The sequence below is a fragment of the Pontibacter korlensis genome (genome assembly GCF_000973725.1).
GTDB lineage: Bacteria > Bacteroidota > Bacteroidia > Cytophagales > Hymenobacteraceae > Pontibacter > Pontibacter korlensis.
In genome coordinates, this window is record NZ_CP009621.1 from 775205 (window position 1) to 798113 (window position 22909).

At 45.8% G+C, this 22909-nt stretch carries 20 protein-coding genes and 1 pseudogene; 12 read left to right on the plus strand and 9 right to left on the minus strand.

Going from position 1 to position 22909, the window contains the following annotated elements; all coding sequences use genetic code 11:
• From PKOR_RS03120 to PKOR_RS03140, 5 genes are all read right to left on the minus strand, one after another.
• Positions 1 to 1875: a 3-keto-alpha-glucoside-1,2-lyase-like domain-containing protein gene (locus PKOR_RS03120; protein WP_052738701.1), complete on the minus strand. Its 1875-nt coding sequence runs from the start codon at positions 1873 to 1875 to the stop codon at positions 1 to 3.
• A 51-nt stretch (positions 1876 to 1926) separates the two neighbouring features.
• Positions 1927 to 4227, minus strand: coding sequence for a GH92 family glycosyl hydrolase (locus PKOR_RS03125; RefSeq protein ID WP_046309084.1), 2301 nt, complete (start codon positions 4225 to 4227; stop codon positions 1927 to 1929).
• Between the two features lie 69 nt (positions 4228 to 4296).
• Positions 4297 to 5193, minus strand: a complete 897-nt coding sequence (locus tag PKOR_RS03130) for an ROK family protein (RefSeq protein ID WP_046309085.1) — start codon at positions 5191 to 5193, stop codon at positions 4297 to 4299.
• A gap of 649 nt (positions 5194 to 5842) precedes the next feature.
• Positions 5843 to 6877 (minus strand): LacI family DNA-binding transcriptional regulator, encoded by a 1035-nt coding sequence (locus tag PKOR_RS03135; RefSeq protein ID WP_046309086.1) that lies wholly within the window; start codon positions 6875 to 6877, stop codon positions 5843 to 5845.
• A 761-nt stretch (positions 6878 to 7638) separates the two neighbouring features.
• On the minus strand, positions 7639 to 7995 hold the full coding sequence (locus PKOR_RS03140; protein WP_046309088.1) for a winged helix-turn-helix transcriptional regulator: 357 nt from the start codon (positions 7993 to 7995) through the stop codon (positions 7639 to 7641).
• Positions 7996 to 8099: 104 nt separating this feature from the next.
• Here PKOR_RS03140 and PKOR_RS23980 point away from each other — a divergent pair, with 104 nt between their 5' ends.
• Positions 8100 to 8252: an SDR family NAD(P)-dependent oxidoreductase gene (locus PKOR_RS23980; protein WP_200897418.1), complete on the plus strand. Its 153-nt coding sequence runs from the start codon at positions 8100 to 8102 to the stop codon at positions 8250 to 8252.
• A 46-nt stretch (positions 8253 to 8298) separates the two neighbouring features.
• Positions 8299 to 8571 (plus strand): transposase, encoded by a 273-nt coding sequence (locus PKOR_RS03145; RefSeq protein WP_046309089.1) that lies wholly within the window; start codon positions 8299 to 8301, stop codon positions 8569 to 8571.
• A 44-nt stretch (positions 8572 to 8615) separates the two neighbouring features.
• Here PKOR_RS03145 and PKOR_RS03150 read toward each other — a convergent pair whose 3' ends face one another.
• Entirely contained in the window at positions 8616 to 9824 is a 1209-nt protein-coding gene (locus PKOR_RS03150) for an IS110 family RNA-guided transposase (RefSeq protein WP_052738663.1), read from the minus strand.
• 291 nt (positions 9825 to 10115) lie between these two features.
• On the opposite strand from PKOR_RS03150, the gene PKOR_RS24955 reads away from it, so the two are divergent.
• The 4 genes and pseudogenes from PKOR_RS24955 (at position 10116) to PKOR_RS25470 (ending at position 12098) form a co-directional block, all read left to right on the plus strand.
• Positions 10116 to 10739 (plus strand): IS3 family transposase, encoded by a 624-nt coding sequence (locus PKOR_RS24955; RefSeq protein ID WP_158453733.1) that lies wholly within the window; start codon positions 10116 to 10118, stop codon positions 10737 to 10739.
• A complete protein-coding gene (locus tag PKOR_RS24960) occupies positions 10627 to 10905 on the plus strand; it encodes an integrase core domain-containing protein (protein ID WP_420806330.1) in 279 nt (92 codons plus the stop codon). Before PKOR_RS24955 ends, PKOR_RS24960 begins: the two co-directional genes overlap by 113 nt.
• A 142-nt stretch (positions 10906 to 11047) precedes the next feature.
• A pseudogene (locus tag PKOR_RS25465) lies at positions 11048 to 11455 on the plus strand (DUF1016 N-terminal domain-containing protein); the annotation flags it as partial.
• A 133-nt stretch (positions 11456 to 11588) separates the two neighbouring features.
• A complete protein-coding gene (locus PKOR_RS25470; protein WP_235337199.1) occupies positions 11589 to 12098 on the plus strand; it encodes a PDDEXK nuclease domain-containing protein in 510 nt (169 codons plus the stop codon).
• A gap of 378 nt (positions 12099 to 12476) precedes the next feature.
• Here the strand turns inward: PKOR_RS25470 and PKOR_RS03165 are convergent, their stop codons facing one another.
• Complete coding sequence (locus tag PKOR_RS03165) at positions 12477 to 13436, minus strand: ribonucleoside-diphosphate reductase small subunit (RefSeq protein WP_071843108.1); 960 nt, start codon at positions 13434 to 13436, stop codon at positions 12477 to 12479.
• A gap of 51 nt (positions 13437 to 13487) precedes the next feature.
• Entirely contained in the window at positions 13488 to 14465 is a 978-nt protein-coding gene (locus PKOR_RS03170; protein WP_046309091.1) for an acyl-ACP desaturase, read from the minus strand.
• A 201-nt stretch (positions 14466 to 14666) separates the two neighbouring features.
• On the opposite strand from PKOR_RS03170, the gene PKOR_RS03175 reads away from it, so the two are divergent.
• Complete coding sequence (locus tag PKOR_RS03175; protein ID WP_046309092.1) at positions 14667 to 15503, plus strand: AraC family transcriptional regulator; 837 nt, start codon at positions 14667 to 14669, stop codon at positions 15501 to 15503.
• A 225-nt stretch (positions 15504 to 15728) separates the two neighbouring features.
• Here PKOR_RS03175 and panB read toward each other — a convergent pair whose 3' ends face one another.
• Positions 15729 to 16544 carry a 3-methyl-2-oxobutanoate hydroxymethyltransferase gene (gene panB / locus PKOR_RS03180; protein WP_046314020.1) on the minus strand — a complete coding sequence of 272 codons (816 nt, stop codon included), beginning with the start codon at positions 16542 to 16544 and terminating at the stop codon, positions 15729 to 15731.
• A 293-nt stretch (positions 16545 to 16837) separates the two neighbouring features.
• Here panB and PKOR_RS03185 point away from each other — a divergent pair, with 293 nt between their 5' ends.
• The 5 genes from PKOR_RS03185 to PKOR_RS03205 all read left to right on the plus strand — a co-directional run bounded on the left by PKOR_RS03185 (position 16838) and on the right by PKOR_RS03205 (position 22607).
• Positions 16838 to 17623 (plus strand): helix-turn-helix domain-containing protein, encoded by a 786-nt coding sequence (locus PKOR_RS03185; protein ID WP_200897419.1) that lies wholly within the window; start codon positions 16838 to 16840, stop codon positions 17621 to 17623.
• A gap of 674 nt (positions 17624 to 18297) precedes the next feature.
• Entirely contained in the window at positions 18298 to 18549 is a 252-nt protein-coding gene (locus PKOR_RS03190; protein WP_046309094.1) for a TetR/AcrR family transcriptional regulator, read from the plus strand.
• A 135-nt stretch (positions 18550 to 18684) separates the two neighbouring features.
• A complete protein-coding gene (locus tag PKOR_RS03195) occupies positions 18685 to 19944 on the plus strand; it encodes a TolC family protein (RefSeq protein ID WP_200897420.1) in 1260 nt (419 codons plus the stop codon).
• Positions 19945 to 19962: 18 nt separating this feature from the next.
• On the plus strand, positions 19963 to 21009 hold the full coding sequence (locus PKOR_RS03200; protein ID WP_046309097.1) for an HlyD family secretion protein: 1047 nt from the start codon (positions 19963 to 19965) through the stop codon (positions 21007 to 21009).
• Entirely contained in the window at positions 21006 to 22607 is a 1602-nt protein-coding gene (locus PKOR_RS03205) for an MFS transporter (protein WP_046309098.1), read from the plus strand. Before PKOR_RS03200 ends, PKOR_RS03205 begins: the two co-directional genes overlap by 4 nt.
• Positions 22608 to 22909: the final 302 nt, after the last annotated feature.

The following is a 22909-nucleotide window of genomic DNA, read 5'->3' on the forward strand; positions in this document are numbered from 1 at the left end:
TTAGAAAATGATAGAATAGCTTAGCTTACCACGCATCGGCACAATCAGCTCTTTCTGACCGTTGGAGTCCCGCACAACAGGCTTCTGCCCACCGGCATCGTCTAATCTAATGTAATATGACTTTCCATCCACCACATACATGTCTTTCGATACAGCTTCAATGCTCTTACCTTCTGCCAAACGGGCATATAGGTTATCTCCAGGGTTTTGCACCGTCAGTTCACGACGAATTCCTTTGCCCTCATCCGCAACTCTGATGGCATCCTGTACGGTTGAGCCGTAAACACGGTAGCTGAAGGTTGGCTGATCTGCCTTATCTAAATCATATCCTACCGGGCGGAAACCGGTACCTGCCGTATCTGCCACCCAAGCTGCCTGCGGAGAGGCAAGTTTAGCTAAAGTGAAGGCTGGCTGCCCCAGGTGCTGCACAGCTCCAACCGGGCGTGATGATCCGTCGCCCCTGCTGTACCACATTGGTGTGGCATCCAGAAAACCTCCTCGCCACACCTGTACCATGTTACCGTTGTCCATGTCATAAGTATAGTGTACCTGCTCAGGGCTTCCCACATTTACGGCGTGTACTACTCGGGTATTCCTTTTCCCATCTTTGTTAGGGAAAGGCAGGTCCATAAAGCTGCGGAGAATAGTATTTACAGGTGCATCTACCAGGATAGGTCCTTGTGAATCATTATTACCTCCACTAGCAGGATCTCCAATCAGGTACTCACGAATACCAGGACCTACTACGGCGATACCAATTGCTGGCCTTCCCCATTCCACAATCTTCGAGTAAACCAATTCGAATGGCATGTCACCTGCAGGAAGGTTAACAGTACCTTTTCTGTCTCTCCCTTCTATAGGCACCACTACCTTATTGTTGATTCGCATCAAACCATTGCCACCGCTGGCATTCAGGTTAAAGGTATACTCACCTGGCTCTTTTACCCGAAGCGTGCCCGTATAGCGAACCAGGAAATCGTTTCGGAGAGGGCTAATATCTGAAGTAAGCGCTACTGATGTTCCTTCAGCCTCTGGCGGAATGTTGTCGTACTGCGGCTCGGCTTCAAACTTTCCTTTGTATACCTGGTATTTCAGGTTAACCAGCTCTGGGCGTGGCTTACCATAATTAGTTATCTTGATGTCGCGGAATGCTACGGCACCGTGGTCTCCCTGCAGGCGCAGTGGGCCTGCAGCCACTTCATTGCTTCCCATAGCGCCACGCGTCGGTCCGAAAAGCTCTACGTTCTCGTGTATCGTTACACCATTTAGCTCCGCACGCAGGATTTTGGCGTTCTCTATTTTCTTGCCGCTGGCGTCAAAACGAGGTGCCTGGAAAGAGATTTTCAGGTGCTGCCATAGGCCAGGAGCACGGCTTACATTTTGGCGGGGAGCATAGCCCTGGTAGCCCTTTTGCCCGTTCGGGCGGCTCTCGTCCCAACGCTCATACACGGCTCCGTTATTAGCTGAGGTAGGTTTCTTAACGCCCCAGCTATCCTCTAGCTGTATCTCATAACGCCCCTGCAAGTATATGCCAGAGTTTGAACCCTTGGCCATCATGTAGTACAGCTCCAGGTCAATATCCCCATGCTCAAAGTTGGTAATCAGGTCGATTCCCTTCTTCTTTTTGCTGGGTGCATTTACCAGTATACCAGTTCCTTCCTCCACGTTTAACACGTTGTCTTTGTCTAGTCTGGCTGTTACATCACCGGCAACCTGCCAGCTCTTTCCCGGATTCTGGAAAGAGGATAAGTTGTCGAGGGGTATTGCTGCGGTCTGAGGTGCTGCAGACTGCGCCAGGGATATGCCAGTGCTGTACATCAGCGCGATACCCGCCAGCAATACACCACGCATCGGTGTGGTTTTACATTTAATCATATACCTGTTTTTAATTGGGATAACCCTAATTCTACAATATGTAAACTATCTCTATTTCTCATTCGACAGCGAGTATGGGAAGGCCTCTGCCTTTGTACCGCGGTCCTTATTTGGAGTGGATGCCATTTCGAAGTCAACATTAGCTCCTTTCATGAGTTCTGTGTGACTTAACCAGTTCTTGTCGTAGGTTTTTCCGTTAAAGCGCATGCTTTGGATGTACCTGTTATCTCCATTGTTTTCCGGAGCGTTTATCACAAGCTGTTTACCATTCTCAAACTTCAGGGTAGCTTTTTTAAACAGCGGTGCTCCCAACACATACTGGTCTGTGGCAGGTGTTACCGGGTAGAAACCCAGTGCAGAGAATACATACCAAGCCGAGGTCTGGCCATTGTCTTCGTCGCCACAGTATCCATCCGGAGCCGAAGTATACATACGGTTCATCGTTTCGCGTACCCAGTGCTGCGCCTTCCATGGTTCGCCGGCGTAGTTGTACAGGTAGATCATGTGCTGTATTGGCTGATTACCATGCGCATACTGTCCCATGTTGGCTATCTGCATTTCCCGAATTTCGTGGATTACAATACCGTAGTAGCTTTCGTCATATGTTGGAGGCAATGTAAATACAGAATCTAGCTTGGCTGTGAAGTTAGCTTTGCCGCCCATCAGGTCAATCAGGCCCTGCACATCATGGAAAACTGACCAGCTGTAATGCCAGCTGTTGCCCTCTGTAAAGGCATCACCCCACTTAAAAGGGTTGAATGGCGACTGGAATGTACCATCCTGGTTTTTGCCACGCATCAACCCGGTGGACGGGTCGTACAGTTTGCGGTAGTTAAGTGCGCGCTTGGCGTACAGGTTTATTTCTTTTTTAGGTCTCTTCAATGCTTTTGCCAGCTGATAGATAGCAAAGTCATCATAGGCATACTCTAGTGTTCGTGCTGCGTTTTCGTTGATCTTCACATCGTAAGGCACATATCCTAGCTTGTTATAGTAAGCAGCTCCGGCACGGCCTACAGCTGTTAATGGTCCTTCGTTATTGGCACCTTTTAGCAATGCCTCGTACAGTGCTTTCATGTCCTGCCCACGTATTCCTTTCAGGTAAGCGTCTGCCACTACCGAAGCAGAGTTGTTGCCCACCATCACGTTACGGTAGCCAGGACTAGCCCACTCGGGTAACCAGCCTCCTTCCTTGTAAGTATTTGACAAGCCTTCCTGTATCTCGGCATTTATGGATGGGTACATCAGGTTCAGGAAAGGAAAAAGTGCACGAAAAGTATCCCAGAAACCTGTATCTGTGTACATGAAGCCAGGTAGTACTTTTCCATTGTAAGGGCTGTAGTGCACTACTTTACCAGCTGCATCTACCTCATAAAATTTTCTAGGGAAGAGTAAGGTACGGTAAAGGCAGGAGTAAAAGGTTCGCATCTGTTCCGGAGTACCGCCTTCTACGGCTACACGGTTAAGCTGCTCATTCCAGGCTTGCTTGCCCTTTGCTTTAACCGTTTCAAAGTCATCGTTTCCGATCTCCTTCAGATTTAGCTCAGCCTGTTCCAGGCTAATAAAGGAAGAGGCCACACGTGCATTCACCTGCTCCCCTTTTTTCGTTTTGAAACCAACAACAGCTCCTACGTGGTTAGCTTGCAGTTCTTGCTTTGTGCTCAGCAGGCTGTCGCTCCAAGTGTGGGTGTTGGCAAAAGGCTTATCAAAAACAATAACGAAGTAGTTCTTAAAATTATCAGGCACTCCGCCGCTGTTCTTAGTGGTATAACCTACAATCTTGTTTTCGCTTGGTATAACCTTAACATAAGATCCCTTATCAAAGGCATCAATCACGACAAAGGCACTGTCTGTTTGCGGGAAAGTAAACCTGAAATTAGCGGCACGCTCTGTAGGTGCAATCTCAGTGGTTACATCATGGTCAGCCAGGTAAACACTGTAGTAGTATGGCTTTACTACTTCTGCTTTATGCGAGAACCAGCTGGCACGGCTATCCTGGTCGAAACGTAGCCTTCCTGTTACAGGCATGATGGCAAACTGACCGTAGTCGTTCATCCATGGAGAAGGCTGATGCGTTTGCTTAAAGCCTCTGATTTTATCAGCGCTATACATGTACCCCCAGCCGTCGCCCATCTTACCTGTCTGCGGCATCCAGAAGTTCATACCCCAAGGCATGGCAATAGCCGGATAAGTATTGCCATTGGAGAGACTATACTTAGAATCAGTTCCCATCAGCGGATTTACCCACTCTACCGGGTCTGTAACCTTATCTACCAAAACTGTCTGCGCCAGGACAGTTGTACATATAAAGCTACTCAGCAGGGCGATAACTGTTTTCTTTATACTTATTTTCATTGTTTGACTTGAAAACTTTAAGGCTTGTAGAGGACTTTAATCTTCGTGAACTTCTAGTTTGCTGAACCTTCAGGCTTTGTGCTCCACATCTTGCAGAGCATCATCATACCAGTAACTAGCTGCTCCAATCAGTGCTGCTTCCTCGGCCAGCACTGCTTTATGTATAGGTACAGTAAGCCCCATAGAGGCTAACTTTTGAGTTGTAGTATCAATGAACAGGTTCCAGGCATTCGCGATGTTACCACCTATAATCACTACTTCGGGCTTAATTTCCTGAAGGTAAGGCGCCAGGAATAAGGCGAGGTTTTCTGCAAACTCTTGAAAAACCTCTTGGGCAGCAGTATTGTGAGGGTATAGGTTGGCCAAATGCTTTACATTCTTTGCTTTTTCACCTGTTAGTCGCTCGTAAGCACGTAAGAAAGCCCGGGTAGACAAATATTCTTCGGCTATGCCATCTTTGAAAGGAGCATGCCACAAGTCTGCATCCGCTGCAACGCCATTAAGTAATGTGGCGGATCCTAAGCCGGTACCAAGGGTCAGACCAATGGCAGAAGAGGCGTTTTTGGCAGCACCTCCAAAAACCTCACCCCTTAAAAAGCAGCCGGCATCGTTTACCAGTTTAATGTTTTCAGCTTTTGTGTTAAGGTGTTCTGTTAGTAGCTCCTTTACATTCAGCCCATAGAGGCAGTCATACTTGTTCTGGTTCTGAAACTGGCAAATACCCTTTTCATAATCGAAAGGCCCAGGTATAGCTATTCCTAGCCTTACATCAGTGGCGTTCTGCGATCCTAAAGTCTGTCTTATAACAGCGCTCCAGGCACTTAGCACCTCCTGTACTGTACCCTGCGCGTTAACGTGTGCTCTGGCTCTTGTATCTGGAAGTATCGTTTTTGTTTCCATGTCTACTAGGGCCGCCGTAATATGCGTTCCTCCTATGTCTACCCCTAGAACAGTTTTACAAGACATATTTTATATTTTGCTGTTTTGCCAGCGTTACTGGCTATATATTTTCTATTAAAATTGCATATGCAGCGACATAATTGGTAATCGATACCGTCATTAAGCTTCGCTTCTTTTGGCTGCAAAGCTTTATTGCAGCACGAACGCCCTATCTAGCTTAACCACACAACAACATTCGCTTCGTCTCGCGTCCTCAGCTTATTTTTTCTACTTTACCCTTAGTTAAAAACTCCCTAAACATTTCTCAACCCACCTACTCCTGCTAAAAGGATTTAGCAGAAAGTCAAAAAAATATGCCCCCGATGCGGTGTTCTTTTCAAGGGTTTGCTAATTCCTCTGAAGGCTACTCCTAAAATGTTTTAAAATATGATAAAAGCTCTGTCTGATTAAGAGCTACTTATGTAAGTGATTGATCATATAAATCGTAAGATAGGAATACACCTATTACGCAGATCCTATAAATTATATTCAAATTTAGGAGTTAAATTTAGAAATAAAAGTTTAGACTCAAAAAAACACATGTAAGTACTTAATCACCTCATTTAAAAAACCAAGCAAGCCTGAACAAAAAGTGTCCCCAGTTTCACAACAGGGTTATTTATCCTTCCTTTTCTTAATATACTTTAGAAGGAATTCTTTTTTCCTCAGTGGCAGTTTACTGCACCACTTTTTTTAAAGGGGTAGAACTTCTTGTTATAAGGCGGGTTGGAAGCACCAGAGTCTCAGCTTGTGTACTTTTAGTTCTAATATTTAGAAGGTTCAGCATGATGTCAATTACATGGTTTGCTATTGCCTCCGTTGGCTGTGCAACAGCTGTAATGGTCGGTCTTACTAACGTAAAGACATCATGATCGTCATAAGATACGACTCCAAAGTTGGGAGCTAAACTTATCAGGTCGAGTTGGTTGATTGCCTCCAGTCCTCTAACAGCGATATAGTTAGTTGCAAAAAGTACAGCATCTATTTCCTTTCGTTCGCCAAGGAAAGACGCTATGTGCTGTATCATTTGGCTGGCACTCTGGTGATACAGCACTTCCAGAATGTTGGTGTTCAGCTGGTTTTCTTCTATAGCCTTCGTATACCCCTCTAGCCGCTGAACCATTTGGCTCTGCTTTGAATCTATGGTGATAAAGGCTATATTTTTGTACCCTTGCCGAATCAGGTGACTAGTAGCGCTGTAAGTGCCTGAATAATTGTCCACAACTACGCTATGCGTATCAACTCCCCTAATTTGCCTATCCACTAGCACAACAGGAAACCCATCGGAAATCAACTTTTTTAAGTCCTCTTTAACACCCTCTGGTGGCGTAATGATATAGCCGTCAACATGCATGTCTCTGAACATGCTGATTAGCTCCTGTGTTTTGGCGGTATCGTCTTCGGTACTACAGTAAATAATTTTATACCCTTCTTTATAGGCTCTTTCTTCTATAAGACGGGCAATGCTTGCAAAGAAAGGGTTTGAAATATCCTCCACCATAAGGCCTATGGTTTTCGTCTTCCCGGTACGTAAGCTCTGAGCCAGCTGGTTGGGCTTGAAGCCTACCTCTTCTACAAACTTTAACACCCGTGCTGTCAACTCATCGCTGATGCGCTTTTCTTTGGCTTTACCATTTAAGATAAACGATACAGTTGTGATAGATACATTTAACTGTTTGGCTATATCACTTATAAGTATCTTCTTTTTCATTACCGGAAGGAAGAATGTTCTAGTTAGACAGCAAGTAGGTTTACTAGCCACCCTTGCTGTTGCGTGGACGTCCAATATAACTATAATTTAAACGACTTCAGGCACATGTTAGGATTAATGAAGATAACCCAACAGATGCCAGTATACCTCACAGGCAGATTCAGGGGGTGACTGCTACCACGCTACGTAAAAACAAAAAGGGGCCTCACGATATCGTGAAGCCCCTTTAAAAGAGTAATTGTGGAGATGCAGGGATTTTCTTTATCCGCACTACCAACTGATTATCATCACTTTAAAACTTTAAATTTGAGTAACTCACCGAATCACTCACCGCCTGATATGCTGCAAACTAACTGCAAATACTATGGCTTAAAAATACTCAGAAGTTTAAGAAATAGCAATTAGGTTCTCGGCCCTATTAAAGGCACTGTGGTTCCTGATCTCACTGTTTATAATCCATATAGTAAGCTTTTGCCGAAACATAAAAAAGCGTCGCCTCTAGTGCAGTAAACATTCTCGAACTGCTATCTTTATCTACAAAACCAGCAGAGGTTTTTAGACAAACTGCCGTTACCAGCAAGGCTAAACAACCGAAAAGCCGGGTTATTGGGGTACTGTTGTCCAACGGTTCGCTCTCCGGCTGACACAACCGCATTTCAGCAGTGCTACGCTACTCAACAACCATTCCTGCGACAGTCCTTCGCTGACTTTGGAAAATTATCGCGAACCGACAATCTTTTAGACAGACAGGTAACAAGAGTTTATTGCTCAATAATTTTTTTGCGGTGTTCTATTCCCCATTCCGTAAGGTTGTTGATTATGGTTTTTAGCGTAATGCCGTGTTGTGTAAGCTCATACTGAACTGTTATAGGTTGCGTATCTAAAATGGTTCGTTTTATTAATTTGTTTATTTCCAAATCCTTTAATTCCTTGCTTAACATTCTGTTAGAAATTCCCTCTATATCATTCAAAATGTCGGAGAATCTTCTTTTGTTGTAATAACATAGTGATGAGATAATAGGAATTTTCCATTTCCCACTCAGCACATCCATAGAATCCTGGACTGCCCTCATTTCTTTCTTGTGTTCCTGTTGAAAATCTTTTGCCTGACACACCATAATGTTACATGGTTACCTTAATGTTACTGTTATTTTTAAATACAAAGTTATTAAAAATAACTTAACCAGCTAACTTTGCAGCTCAAACATTAAATAATTTTAAAATGAATTTTACAAACAAAAATGTAGTCATTACCGGTGGAAGCACCGGAATTGGGTTAGCAACTGCAGAAGCATTTATCTATGCAGGAGCAAACGTTTGGATTACAGGTAGAAGTGCCGACAATCTGCAGAAAGCAGCCTGTAGGCTTCCCTGAAATTCAGCCATTGTAAAGTTACAAAAACCTATAACTTTATAATGGAATGAAAAAGACACGCTTCACAGAATCACAGATCATCAAGGCCATCAAGGAGCACGAGAACGGCCGCAACGCACAGGAGCTCTGCCGGGAGCTAGGGATCACCACCGCCGCCTTCTACAAGTGGCGCCAGCGCTACTCAGGCCTGGAAGTAAAGGAGCTAAAGCGGATGAAGGAACTGGAGGAGGAGAATGCCCGCCTCAAGAAGATGTTCGCAGAGCTTTCGCTGGTGCACCACGCCCTAAAGGACGCTGTGGAAAAAAAGGTACTGTCTTGAAAGTCAAGAATTTTAGTTGCATTTTTCTTATCTGTTCCTTATCTTTAGTCTACCTGAAAGAGAGCTCCCGGGCCGACTGGTAGGGGAAGTTCATCTTGTGTAGCCCTGGCCTGAGCCGGGGCTATTTCTTTTTCCCCTGTCCCTGGCTCCGTTTCTTCTGTTATTGCGTCTTTGTCAGCTTCGCTGACACCTGAAAGAGAGGCTCCGGCCTCCTGGATGAGGTTGTTGTTTTCAGTTTCCTCCTGCTTTTGCCCATACTGCGGGTCAAAGGCCTGGTTCCTTTTCCAGAGGGTGTAGATGAGCACGAGCAGCTTCTTTTGCACGGCCACGTAAGCCACCATCTTCCTCTTTCCCTTGCCTGTCAGGCGCTCATACAGGGCCCGGCAGACGGGCACCTTGCGGCTCACGGCATTGAGTGCCGGCATATGCAGTATGCGCCTGATATGGCTATTGCCCTGCTTAGAGATCTTCTCTCGGCCCACCCTGTTGCCCGACTGGTTCTCCACCACGTCATAGCCGGCGTAGCTGACCAGCTGCTTGTGGCTGGTGAACAGGGCAAAGCCGTTGGTCTCGGCCACCAACGTGGCCGCTGTCAGCAGGCCTACTCCCGGAATAGTAGTGATTTTCTGTATCCGCTCCTCCAGCTGCGCATCGGCCTGCAGGGTGGCCTTGATCTCCCGGGCGATCTGCTGCAGCTGCGCCTCGTAGAGCTGCAGGGTTTTGTTAAGCCTTCGCTGCGTGCCCTTGCCGGGCAGCATGGCGTGGGACTCGGCGTGGAGGCGATTGATAGCCTCTGTTCGCATCAGCTGCACCTGCTCATGCTCCCTGGTAAGCTTGCGCAACAGGTAGAGCTGGGGGCTCATCGGCTGCCAGGGCGCCAGGTGCCGTTCCGCGCCCATGTGGGCCAGGGCCTTGGCGTCGATCCGGTCGTTCTTGGACTTGTGGCCCAGGCTCTGGGCAAACTTCCTGGCCCGGTTGGGCAGCATCACTACTACCTGGCGACCCTGCTGGTGCAGCCGCCAGGCCAGGTTCTCGTAGTACACCCCGGTGGCCTCCATGATAAAGACGAGCTGCGCTTGCGGGTTTTCCCATTTGCCCGCCCAGCGGCTGAACTCAGCAAAGCCTGTGGGGGTGTTGGCAAATTGGCGTGTGGCTTTCACCACCACCCGGTGCTCTGCTGTGAGCACCGAGAAGCAGGCGTCGAACTTGTCCTTGGCGATGTCGGCGCTCACTGATTGCTTGAGGATCATCATGGCCTAGAAATTAAAAGGTGTAACAAAGACTTGAAACCCGTTGCCCTCCCCACTGCTTTTCTCATGGTCTTATGCCAGATCATCTCCTGTGACCAGATGTCCGTAAGTACTGTTCCGCCTCAAGGGAAGAAGCAGGCAGGGTGGAACTTCCTTTTTTTCTGTATCACCCAAGGTGTACTTGCTTTAGGGCATTCTTGCCATCCTGCCTGTGGTTCCTTTTGTTCTTACTTGTATTTTCCCTACTGGATTCAAAGATATGAGCTGTAGGGCTCGGGCGAGAAGAAGGCGCTTGTGGGGTTTATGGTGGAGGAGCACGGGGTGAGCGTACGTCAGGCCTGCAAGGCGGCGGGTGTAGCCAGAAGCACCTTTGAGTACAAACCGGTAGAGAAAGACGACAGCCAAATAGAAGAGCAGCTACAGTTATTGGTGGAGAAGCACCCGGCCATTGGCTTCTGGCAGTGCTTCCACCGAATCAGGAGAAAGGGCCACGAGTGGAACCACAAGCGGGTGTACAGGGTCTACAGCCAGCTCAGGCTCAACATTCGCAGGAGGCACAAAAAGCGGCTGCCGGCCCGCGTGAAGCAGGCGCTGTTCCAGCCTGATAGGATCAATCAGGTCTGGTCGGTGGATTTTATGAGTGACAGCCTCTGGGACGGGAGAAAGTTCAGGCTGCTCAACATCGTGGACGACTACAACCGGGAGATCCTCACCATGGAGGCGGACCTGTCGATCCCGGCCCTGCGCCTGGTCCGGGTGCTCCGAGTACCTCAAAGAGTTCAGGGGGCTGCCGGAGATGATCCGGGTGGACAACGGGCCGGAGTTTATCTCCCAGAAACTGGAGGACTGGTGCAGGGAGAACAAGGTGAGGCTGGTGTTCATCCAGCCTGGCAAGCCCATGCAGAACGCCTACGTTGAGCGCTGTAACGGCAGTATCAGGAGAGAACTGCTGAACGCTTACGTGTTCAGGACTCTTGACGAGGTGCGGCAGAAGACCGAGGAATGGATGGAGGATTACAACCACCACCGTCCCCACCAGGCGCTGAACTTCAGAACACCGGTGGAATTATTGGAGGAAATGTAACTTGAAAAACCAACTTTACGATGGCGCAAAATCCGGGGAAGCTTACACATAACACCTTTTATGTTTAGTAGGGCCACCTTTCGCTGTCCTGCAAAACAGTCAGGGAAATGGGTAAATTGCGTTTTCGTAGATCACCAATCCCATGACACAGGATAAAAAACACCTACCACAAAACCAAGAAGAAAGAGAGCTGCTACATCACGTTGTTGCACTCATCGAGGAGAGTAAAAAGCAGGTTGCCCTGACGGTTAACCGTGAAGTCACCCTCTTATATTGGCGTGTCGGAAGGGTTATCAATCAGGAGCTCCTACAGGAACAACGAGGGGGTTATGGAGAGCAAATAGTTTCTTCCCTGGCCTCTCACCTGACCAAGTCCTACGGCAGAGGTTGGTCAAAGCGCCACCTGTGGCATTGTGTACGCGTTGCGGACACTTTTCCGGAAGACCAGATTGTGAACGCACTGAGTACACAATTGAGTTGGACGCACCTGCGCATACTGGCAGCGATGGAAGATGAACTCAAAAGGGTGTTTTACACTGAGCTTACCATTCAGGAGCGGTGGAGCACGCGTGTCTTGCAGAAACGAATGGATAGTATGCTGTTTGAGCGTTCTGCCCTATCCAGAAAGCCAGAGGACTTGCTCAGGCAAGAACTCACTCAGCACGTAGAAGTCAGCTGGAGCCGTGACGCCAGATTTAGTCTTCCGGGATCCCTATGTGCTGGACTTCCTGGACTTAAGCGATGCGTACAGCGAGCGGGACCTGAAGTCTGCAATCCTGACGCAACTGCAGCAATTCATTATTGAATTAGGAAGCGACTTTGCCTTTCTGGCGCGTCAGAAAAGAATCATCATAGACAATGAGGACTTCAAGATTGACCTGCTGTTTTACCACCGTGGGCTCAGGCGCCTGGTGGCCATTGACCTGAAGCTGGGCAGATTTAAGGCAGCCTACAAAGGGCAGATGGAGCTGTACCTGAAATGGCTGGACAAGTACGAACGCAAAGAGGGAGAGGAAAGCCCTATCGGCCTGATTCTGTGTGCCGAAAAGAGCCAGGAACAAATCGAGCTATTGGAGCTGGACAAAGGGCATATAAGAGTATCAGAGTACCTCACACAGCTGCCCCCCAAAGAGGTATTTGCCAGCAGGCTGCACAAGGCCATAGAGTTGGCACAGGTACAAAAGGATGAGTAACAATCCATCATGCCTATTTCAAAGCTTATTCATAAAAACAGATCAAATAGAGCTTACCGCCTCCTGCTTAACATATCGCAAATTATAAGGCAATTACTATATAGCATTTCCAGAATGTCAGTCATATCCCCACAAAGAAAGCCTTAAACAGGTTTTGGCAAGTCAGTTCAGTTTATTAACCAGTTGGCCGAAGTGAGAGTGCAGGATAAAACGATATAGCAAATTTTTAAAATTTAATGCATGCTGCAATTTTGTGCCACCATTCTGCGCGAGTGCGATGCCGCAACAGTTACCGGAAGGTAAAGTTCTGGGATAAAGCTATAAATTTATCCCAGAACTTTACATTGATAAAATAAATGTAAGCGAATTCTAGGCAGCTTAGAATTCTTCGTTTAGCGAAAATACATTTTTGCCCCTGTCTGCCATCACCCCCGCCTTTTGGTAATCACCCACACGCTTCTCAAAGAAGTTCGTTTTACCCTGCAGCGAGATCATCTCCATAAAGTCGAATGGGTTAGTTGAGTTGTAAACTTTGCTATAACCTAGTTCTACCAACAGGCGATCGGCCACAAACTCGATGTACTGGCTCATCAGTTTTGCGTTCATGCCGATCAGGTCCACCGGAAGCGAGTCTGTCACAAACTCCTGCTCTATACTTACCGCATCACGAATAATCTCGTGCACGCGCTCCTCTGGCAACTTGTTCTCCAGCATGCTGTATAGCAGACAGGCAAAGTCGCAGTGAACACCCTCGTCGCGGGAGATAAGCTCATTGGAGAAGGTTAAGCCCGGCATCAGGCCGCGCTTCTTCAGCCAGAAGATAGAGCAGAACGAGCCGGAGAAGAAGATGCCCTCCACAGCCGCAAAAGCAATAAGGCGCTCTGTAAAGTTCTCGCTCTCGATCCAGCGCAGCGCCCACTCTCCTTTCTTTTTAACAGCCGGCACTGTTTCCAAGGCACGGAACATACGGTCTTTTTCCTGCTGATCCTTGATATATGTGTCAATCAGCAGGGAGTATGTCTCTGCATGGATATTCTCCATCATGATCTGGAAACCATAGAAGCAACGGGCCTCCGGTATCTGCACCTCATTCATAAAGTTCACGGCCAGGTTCTCGTTCACGATGCCGTCGGAGGCTGCAAAGAAAGCCAGCACATGGCTGATGAAGTGGCGCTCACCGTCGTTCAGGTTCTCCCAATCTTTCATGTCCTGCCCTAGGTCTATTTCCTCTGATACCCAAAAGCTAGCCTCTGCCTTCTTGTACATCTGCCATACTTCTTCGTGCTGGATGGGAAACAGGACAAAGCGGTTGGGATTTTCTTTTAATATCGGTTCCATATATTTTTAGATTTACTTGTGATTCTTCACAACATCATTTGACCAAGGCTACTAGCCGTTGATCCAGGAGAACTGGTACTCCAGCGAGGGGGCCTTTATCCTGTCAGCTACTTTTGTCAGGCGGTCAGCCAGGTTAAATAGGTAGTCTCTGGACCTTTCCGCCTCGTCGCTAAGATGTTTCAGGCTTTCCAGCCGCCACTCTTTCAGCAAATCCTTAAAAATAGCTACATAATCTGCAGCCGTATACACGCCAAGACGCTGTGCAGCATCTGAAAAATGCACGAAAGCCTTACCGGTTTTGCCCCCAAGTTCCCTCAAGAAGTGGGCAGGCATTACAATTTTCTTCCGCATCATGTCTTCCAAAGCCACCAAGGCACCGTTCGGGTCTATTTCTATTATTTTTGAGAAGAAGTATTTGTATGCTTTTGCATGGCGCATCTCGTCTGATGCTATCATCCCGCACATTCTCGACAATCTCATTTCGCCGTGCTTTTTTGCGAGCGAGCCTACGCGGCGGTGTGAGACATTGGTAGCCAGCTCCTGGAAGGAGGTGTAAATAAAATTGCGGTAAGGGTCATGGTCAGTCTGCAGGTCAAAGCCGTCTGCAATCAGGTACTGAGTTGAAACCTCCACCATGCGCGTGTTTATCCTACCGCACAGGTACAGGTACTTGTTTAACAGATCTCCATGCCTGTTTTCCTCAGCGCTCCAGTGCCTGACCCACTTCATCCAGCCGCCTTCGCGATAGCTACCAACACCGCGCACCAAGCTTAGCCATGAAGAGTAGGTGGGAAGCGCCTCTTCGGTGATTGTATCTCCTATCAGCACCACAAGCAAATCGTATGGCAGCCCTTCAGCCCCCTGCTGCAGCTCTTTCAGGTCACTATGGAAAGTATCGTGGCTGGTATCCGGAAGCAAGTCCGATGGTTGCCAAATGGTATCGATGGGCGTTAGAAAGGTGTCTATTTTTTCCCGGATGATGGGCTCTACATATGCCATCACCTCTTTTCTCTCTTCTTCTTTAAACATTTTTAGTAGTATTGATAATACAGAGCATTCAGATGATATGCATAGAACTCTGCTTATGCATAGTCCCATACGAACCTGTTATCGCTAGGTAAGTTACCAGCCAAACTGTTGCAGCTGTACCCTGTCTCCTGAAGGCAAAGCTCTACCTTTATAAGAAAAACATACTTGTAAAAATTTACTAAATTCAGGTACTTGCAGAGCATGAAGCGACACAAGCAGTTTACGCCGCTGGTTATTATAGACCGTTTGGCAGAGAAGTGGCCACCCTACGAGCACGGCCATAACTACTATGAGCTTATCTATATCAAGGAAGGATCGGGCTTCCATCACTTGAATGATTCTAAGTTGGAGTATGGCAAGGGTGACGTTTTCGTACTTACCCCCTCAGACAGCCACTACTTTATGATAGATGTGCCAACAAAGTTTATCTCGGTAAGGTTTACCGACTTCAAAGTGCAAAGAGGCCTGAACGCGTCCTATAACTGGAGCCGGGAGATAAACTTGTTAAACAGCCGTGTGGTTCGAAACTCGAAGGTGCTGCTTACGGAGCTGGATAAGGCGCTTACAACGCATATTTTCAGTATACTGTACTCCGTTCGGGAAAATATCATGGAAAACGAGTCGCTGATCTACCTTCAGGTACAATCACTGCTGGCAATCATCAAAAGAAGCCTCCCTGCGGCAATGGAAGCAAAGGCAATCGCTTCGAAAGCAGGGCAGCAAAGCAGACTGGAGCAACTTATATCTTATATTCATGAACATATCACGCAACCGCACCTGCTTCAGACTGCACAGCTGGCGAATAGCTTTTGTATGCCCCAAACATATATAGGTGCTTATTTCAAAAGAAAAATGGATATAACCCTGAAGGATTACATCAACCAGTGCAGGCAAACGTTGATTGAAAGAAGGTTACGGAGTGGGGAGTATACAATGAAAGAGATTGTGTCTGAATTCGGTTTTACCGACGAGAGCCATTTGAATAAGTTCTTTAAAAGGCACAGGGGTGTCAGTCCTAGTGAATTTAGGAAACAGTGACTATTTCTAATATGGTGTCTATAGCAACCGGTGATTTTTATAACCTCTCTTTTACCACTGGCATTACAGGAATTCACCTTATTTCCCCTATACTTAGCATATAGTTATTGTGCATCAGCTTATTATGGTGTTTTATTTCCTTAGTTAACAATTTGACTGCATACGTATCAAATAGCATTTTACGGAACAGTTAAAGTATGTTTTATCCAGCCAGCCCGGGGACAATCAATACTGTTCCTGCTCATTCGGAAATCTACTGCCTTTGACATCAGATACGTATGCTGCGGTAGCATTAGAGATTTGGACATACAAGTCGAGGTACCTGCGGAGAAAACGAGGTGCGAAATCCTTGGAAATACCCAGCATGTCATGCATAACAAGCACCTGTCCATCCACATACTTGCCTGCGCCAATGCCTATTACCGGAATATGAAGTGCTGTAGCCACCTTTTTACCTAAAGTGGCTGGAATTTTTTCTAAAACTACTGCGAAACATCCTGCTTCCTCTAAGGCGAGTGCGTTTTGCACAAGAAGAGTAGCTTCAGCCTCTTCTTTGGCCCGTACTGTGTAGCTGCCAAATTTGTAAATGGACTGAGGCGTTAGCCCCAGATGGCCCATGACAGGTATACCAGCATCAATGATCCTTTTCACTGAGTCAATGATTTCCTGTCCACCTTCCAATTTCAAGGCATGGGCACCAGCCTCTTTCATTAACCGAACCGCTGAGGTAAGTGCCTCTCTGCTGTTACCTTGGTAGGACCCGAAAGGCAGATCAGTGACTACCATAGCCCTTTTAGTAGCCCTTATAACGCTTTGTGTATGATAAATCATATGCTCTAAGGTGATAGGAAGAGTTGTTTCATAACCAGCCATTACATTAGCTGCTGAATCACCAACCAACAGGACATCCACACCGGCATCATCAAAAATGCGTGCCATCGAAAAATCATAGGCAGTGAGCATACTGATCTTTTCTCCTTTGTCCTTCATATTCTGAAGGACCTTGCTTGTTATTTTCTTTATTTCTGAATGAACTGACATGTTTCTGGTCTTCATTGTTTGTAATCTATTCTCTTTGGGTAAACGCCCAGCGCGCGCCTAATAAACCAGGGCAATTATAGAACTATTGAAAATCATTTCATTCGTCGGAATAGCGTTAAGATTGGTATATTTAGCTGAAAATACACAGTATACACAGCAGACAATGGTAAAATACACCTCTTCTGCTCTTGAAACTTTTTATCTAAGTTCAGTTGGAAGATATAAAGACCTTTTCCCTGTCCAGGCATAGTCGGCTCTTTTCAGTACCGGATTATAACCGGGAGTATCTCTTTGTGCAAGCCGCAGATCATCCTTACCTAGAGGAACCTTATCGGGCAGAGAGCTATGCAATAGCCTTTCTAAAAGAAGGTAGCATCCACCTGCAGGCAGGCCTAAACAAATATGATATAGAGGCACCCTCCATTATTACCCTTGGTCCATCTGTCATCCGAAGCTTCCGCAAAAGCAGCGACCTAATGAAGATGGACATTATGTTCTTCAAGGATACATTTCTACTGGAAAAATATGCCGATATATCCTTTTTAGTCAAGTACAACTTCTTTGAAAATACTGACTTGCATGTAATGAGTCTGAAACACCCTTATAATACCAGGTTTAAAAGAATTTTTGAGCTGATAGAGTTGACGCAGTCTGCTGTCAACTATCACCAGGCTGAGATTATCCGGAACTATATCTTTGCTTTGATATATGAAATAGATGCCTCTTACCGGCATACTTCAGGAACACAAACCCAGCTCAATACCTACCCCCTATTCGCTAAATTCAAACATTTGCTAGCGCGCAATTACACTCGAGAGCGGAAGCTAGACTTTTATGCCCGGCAACTTCATGTAACCCCCAAACACCTATCGGCAGCAATTAAAAAGCAAACTGGCAAATCAGCTGGTGAATGGATAAACGAAACTGTCACCCTGGAGGCAAAGGTGCTCCTGCAGAATAGAACTCTTACTGTCTCTCAGGTAAGCGACCTGTTAAATTTTTCAGATCAGTCAGTGTTTGGTAAGTTTTTTAAGGCTAATACAGGTATTTCGCCTGTTGAATACCGAAAGAAGTTTTAATTCTTCACAGTCATAAAATGCTCACCGTCCTAGTCTTCTTGCCTTTCTATAAAAACTTACTCAAAAGGAATTCTTATGCTTTACATTACAGGTGTTATCAAAGTAAAACCTGAGGCCATTGAGACACTAATATTTTTTTTTGAACCACTGGTCGCCGCTACTCGCCACTCAGTTAGAACCAAGTTGCAATTGTTACAAGGTGCATCGTCCTAACTCGGATTCTGCTACTATTATTATGCTGGAAAAGCAGCAATTAGAGGAAAGCATACAGGAACATAACCAATCAAAACATTCTCAGCTGTTTGTAACTAAGATTGAACCAGTGCTTGCATAGCTGTTACAAATTTATACTACGCATAGATTTTTGCGAAATCTAAAAATCCAACTGTAACAGGAAACTAGCAGCTGGCTTATTAGATTAGTGGGAATGAATCGGTACCCACATGGTATCCCAGCCAGTCAAAACTATTAGAACAATTTTATCTTTTCACTTAAACGTACTTTACCACGCGGTTAGTCTTGAAAGGTGCGCATATCTGTTTCCTCTCCATTGTAAGGTAATCAAAGGAGGCTTTCACAATAAGCCATTACGACGAACAATCAGGCCTTTTCGCCGACTATAATTGCTTTATCAAGCGCAATTTTGCCTTATCAAACTTCGCAAGATTTTAGGCATGACAAGCTTAACCAACCAAATTCAGCAAGACAAAAAAGAGGCGCTGCTCAAATATTACTTCGGCTCCAAGGAGACCCTTTATTGCGCCATCTTTGCAACTAGATTAAAACAGTTCAGTGATGAAGTGAGGAAATTTGAAAACCTTGACCTGAATCCTTACCAGAAGCTGGAAGCCTATCTGAATACTTTTATTTCCCAGATAGCAGCAAATAAAGACATACACCGGCTGCTCTGTAACCAGCTTGCTTAAACTTTTATGATTCTCAGCTCAATAATCTGTGGTATAGGCAGATATCCTCTGAACAAACGGCTAGTGTTATTATCTTTTACCGTTTTGCTTACACTGGTTTTCATGCTGATAGCAAGTTCATCAGGTGCTCAAGATATGCGAATCGACTCATACAGAGTTTCACTGGTAGAAGCTATACAATTTGCCAAAACTCAGAACAAATGGGTACAAGCAGCGAAAATAGCGGAAAGCGCCGCCGTTGAAGATAGAAAAGATGCTTATAAGGCCGCTTTGCCAGCTGTAAACACCAACGCTTCCTATCAACGATTTTCTGATCTAACGCTATTCACTGATAGGCTTAACCATGCCGCAACCGGGCCTAGAAAGCCAACTCCTCATACGGCAGCGTTGGGCATTGATGCTCTCTTTAATATCTATAGCGGCGGAAGGCAACAAGCACTGCAAAGCGAACAAGAGGCCCGCTTCAGAATAGCGGAAGTGAATACGCAGGACCAGACGGGTAATATCGCTTTGCAAACGGCGTCTCAGTACTTAGAATTGGTTCGGCTGAATGATTTGAACAAACTCATCCAAGATCAGCTGGGTAGGGCACAAACCCGCTTAAATAACATAAACTCCCTTTTCAGAAATCAGAAAGTAACCAGAAGTGATGTGTTAAGGGCAGAAGTAATGCTATCAAACGTTGAACTCTCCTTACAGCAAAACGAAAATGATGTCATCATAGCCAATCAGAAACTGAATGTTTTGATGAACATCCCAGATTCTGTCCGCATTCTGCCTTCTGATTCTGCAGGGATACCAAAACCAGAGATCACATCTCTATTGCCGTTAATGGAAGAAGCGGGAACTACCTCCTTTGTCGTGCAAAGAGCAGGTCATTACGTTGAGGCACAAAGAGCCAAAGTCAAAGGCGTACAAAGTAACACTTTGCCCTCTCTCAGCTTCTATACGGCCTATGGCCTGAACTATCCTAATTACCTGTTTTTCCCTCCCGTAGATCAGACATATGCCATTGGTTTCGTTGGTCTGAAAGCACAGTACAGTATCTCTTCGCTTTACCACAGCAAGAGCAAAATAGCTGCAAGCAAGCTGAGAGTCAAGGAACTTGAACTACATCAGCAAGCAGCGGTTGATAATGTCCGCATCCAGGCAAACTCCTACTACATCAAATACAAGGAAGCCCTTAACCGTATTTCGGTGAACGAACGATCTGTGGAACAGGCAAGAGTAAACTACCGGATTGTCAGCACAAAATACTTTAACCAACTGGCCCTGTTAACGGACCTGCTTGACGCCGACAACCTGTATCAGGAATCCAGATTCAACCTAATTAAGGCACAAACAGATGCCCTTGCCATCTATTACAACCTACTTTATACCAGCGGTAGATTATAAACCACCATATCGTGGAATATGAAAAAAGAACATCATAAAACACATCCAGGAAACATTGTTATTACAGTCTTTGCAGTAATGCTGGCTCTGACGGGTGCTGGGTATTTCATAAACTATTGGCAATATTCCAAGCATCATGAAGAGACGAATGATGCTCAGGTAGAAGCCCACATCAATCCTGTCTCGGCCAGAGTAGGTGGTTATATCCAAAGGGTTTACTTTGAAGAGCATCAACAGGTGATGCAGGGTGACATCCTGATTGAGTTGGACGACAGGGAATACCGTGCGCAACTGCAGTCGGCCGAGGCCGCCGTGGAAGATGCACATGCTCAACTGGATGTACTTACTGCCAGTATCCGCGCGGCAGAACTTGGTACCCGGGTAAACCAGGACCAAATAAAAGGTGCAGAGGCCAGGTACTGGCAACAGCAGCAGGATATCAAGCGTTACCGCAATCTGCTGCAAGAGGAAGCAGTAACAGGGGCTGAATTTGAGCAGGTAAAAGCCCGGTATGAAGTGGCTGCAAGTGATTACAGTGCCGCAAAAAATAATCTGGCAGCCAATTTAGCTAAGATTCAGGAACTCAAAGCACGATTTGCCTTACTTAAAGCTGATGTAAAAAAGAAGGATGCCGCCCTGGAACTGGCTAAGCTAAATCTATCCTATACTGTTATCCGGGCCCCCTATTCCGGTCGGCTGGGCCGAAAGAACATTCTGCAGGGGCAGCAAATCCAGCCCGGTCAACCACTGGTTAGTATCATCAACGAGAAAGAGAAATGGGTTACGGCTAACTTTATGGAAACGCAGGTGGATGAAATGTATATTGGCCAACCGGTAGAGATTCGCGTGGATGCGATTGAGGACAGAGTATTTCAAGGCAGAATTGTGGCCATTGCGGGGTCAACCGGCTCCAAGTTCTCCTTATTGCCTCCAGACAATTCTACCGGAAACTTTGTCAAAATTGTGCAGCGAGTTCCTGTAAAGATAGAATTTGCAGATCCAGAAATGTCCGCAGTGGTTCCCGGTATGAACGTTACCGTTGCTGTGAAGAAAAGACAAGGATGAAAAAGCCAGAGTACTTCAAACCATGGATCACAGGATGGGAGTGGGGTGTACGGCTAGCACTTTTTCTCATCCTGCTATCTGCCTTAATGCAGTTCGGCACGTTTGCCCTTACGCAAAATTACATGATCGGCTACCTAGGCGCGCAACCAGAAGATATCTCCTATGCATTGTTGCTAACCAATGCCGGTATCATTTCCATTCTGCCGGTTCAGTTTCGCTTCTTGCGCTACTTTGAAACGCGCAGTTATCTATTGACCAACGTAATGCTGGCCATTGGCCTGAACTTACTATGTTTATTTTGTGAGGACATCTATTTCTTTTTCATCCTGCGGTTTTTGCAAGGCATTCTGGTTGCCAATACAGCCGCATGTATTCTGATCGTGATTTTTTCGCGTATATCGAAAGAAAGATCATTAGCGGTCGGTTCAGCTGTTTTTTATGGATCGATATTGAGTAATACCGTGATAATTGGCATGGTGGCGGCGTTCGTGGTAACCACGTGGGATTGGAAAGTTACCTATTATTTTCTGATCCTTTTTCAGTTATTTATCCTGATTATTATACTGCTGATATTCAAACCGGTAAATAGAATTAAGAGGTACCCATTATACCAGATTGATTGGGCGGGCTTTATCATTTTTAGCTTTGCGGCATCGGCATTCGGCTACCTGATGATTTATGGATCGAAATATTACTGGTTCTTAGACCAACGTATACAAATAGCTGGTTTTATTTCCATTACTGGTACTGCTCTTTTTCTGTACCGGCAACTTACTGTCAAAAGGCCATTGATCCAACTTGCAGTTTTCAGGTCTACTAACGTGGTGATCGGGCTTTGTTTACTCGCCATCTATTATGGGGGCAAAGACACGATCAACCTTATTTACAATTATGCTGGCAACACCTTAAAATGGAGTACGGTTCAGGTGATGACATTGAGTTGCTTTAACGTGGCAGGAGTTGTAATGTTCATGATAATCTCTACCCAAATCATGGTCCGAAACAGAAATTCTATAAGACCACTCCTGTGTGCCGGATTTTCCCTCATGGTCTTCTACAACCTTTGGATGTATTTTATGATGACTCCTGACCTGGCTTTTACAGATCTTATTCTTCCTGTATTTCTGCAGGGAGCAGCATCTGGATTATTGTTTTTACCCATTGTCATTTTTGTGCTATCCTCAGCACCACCTAATACTGGTACATCTGGTTTGGTAGTAGCCGCTTACGCCCGGTTTATAGCTGCCTTGAACTCTTTTGCGGGATTTTATAACCTTCAGTTATATTTTAATCAGTATTTCAAAGAAGGTTTTATGGGTTATTTAACCGGTGAAACGCAGCAAACTGTCACGCGGATAGCTACATATCGGCAGTTATATGCAGCTAAAGGGTTTACCGCTGAGCAAGCCTCAGCCCTGGCTATAAAAGCAATAAGCCAAAACATGGCTCAGCAAACCCAAATGTTAACGAACAGGGCAGTCTTTATGGCCTTGGCTATTTTTCTCGCTATCGTCGCTCTGCTGGTTTTAACGGCTCCCTCAATTAGCAAAACTTATTTTCACTGGAATAAATGGATGTTTATGCCTCCACGGAAATAATAAGGTAATGAAGACTTGGTACTTTATATATCCAAATTGGCCCCACCAAACTATATTTTTATTTTTTATCGATAAGATTATTAACCACAAAACCTTAATGATTAACCTTTTCAGACTAAACATATGGAAATCTTGGTAACAAAAGGCTTTCAGGTATGTTTTCTTCCGCAACCTCTCCCCGGTTTAGTGGGAAGGATTGCAAAAGAAAATGTAGTATGGGAATGTCACGTAACCTATTGTTCAATGCTAGAGAATGTCAGCTTATATGCTAACTATTGCACTTGTTAATAGCCACACTCTTG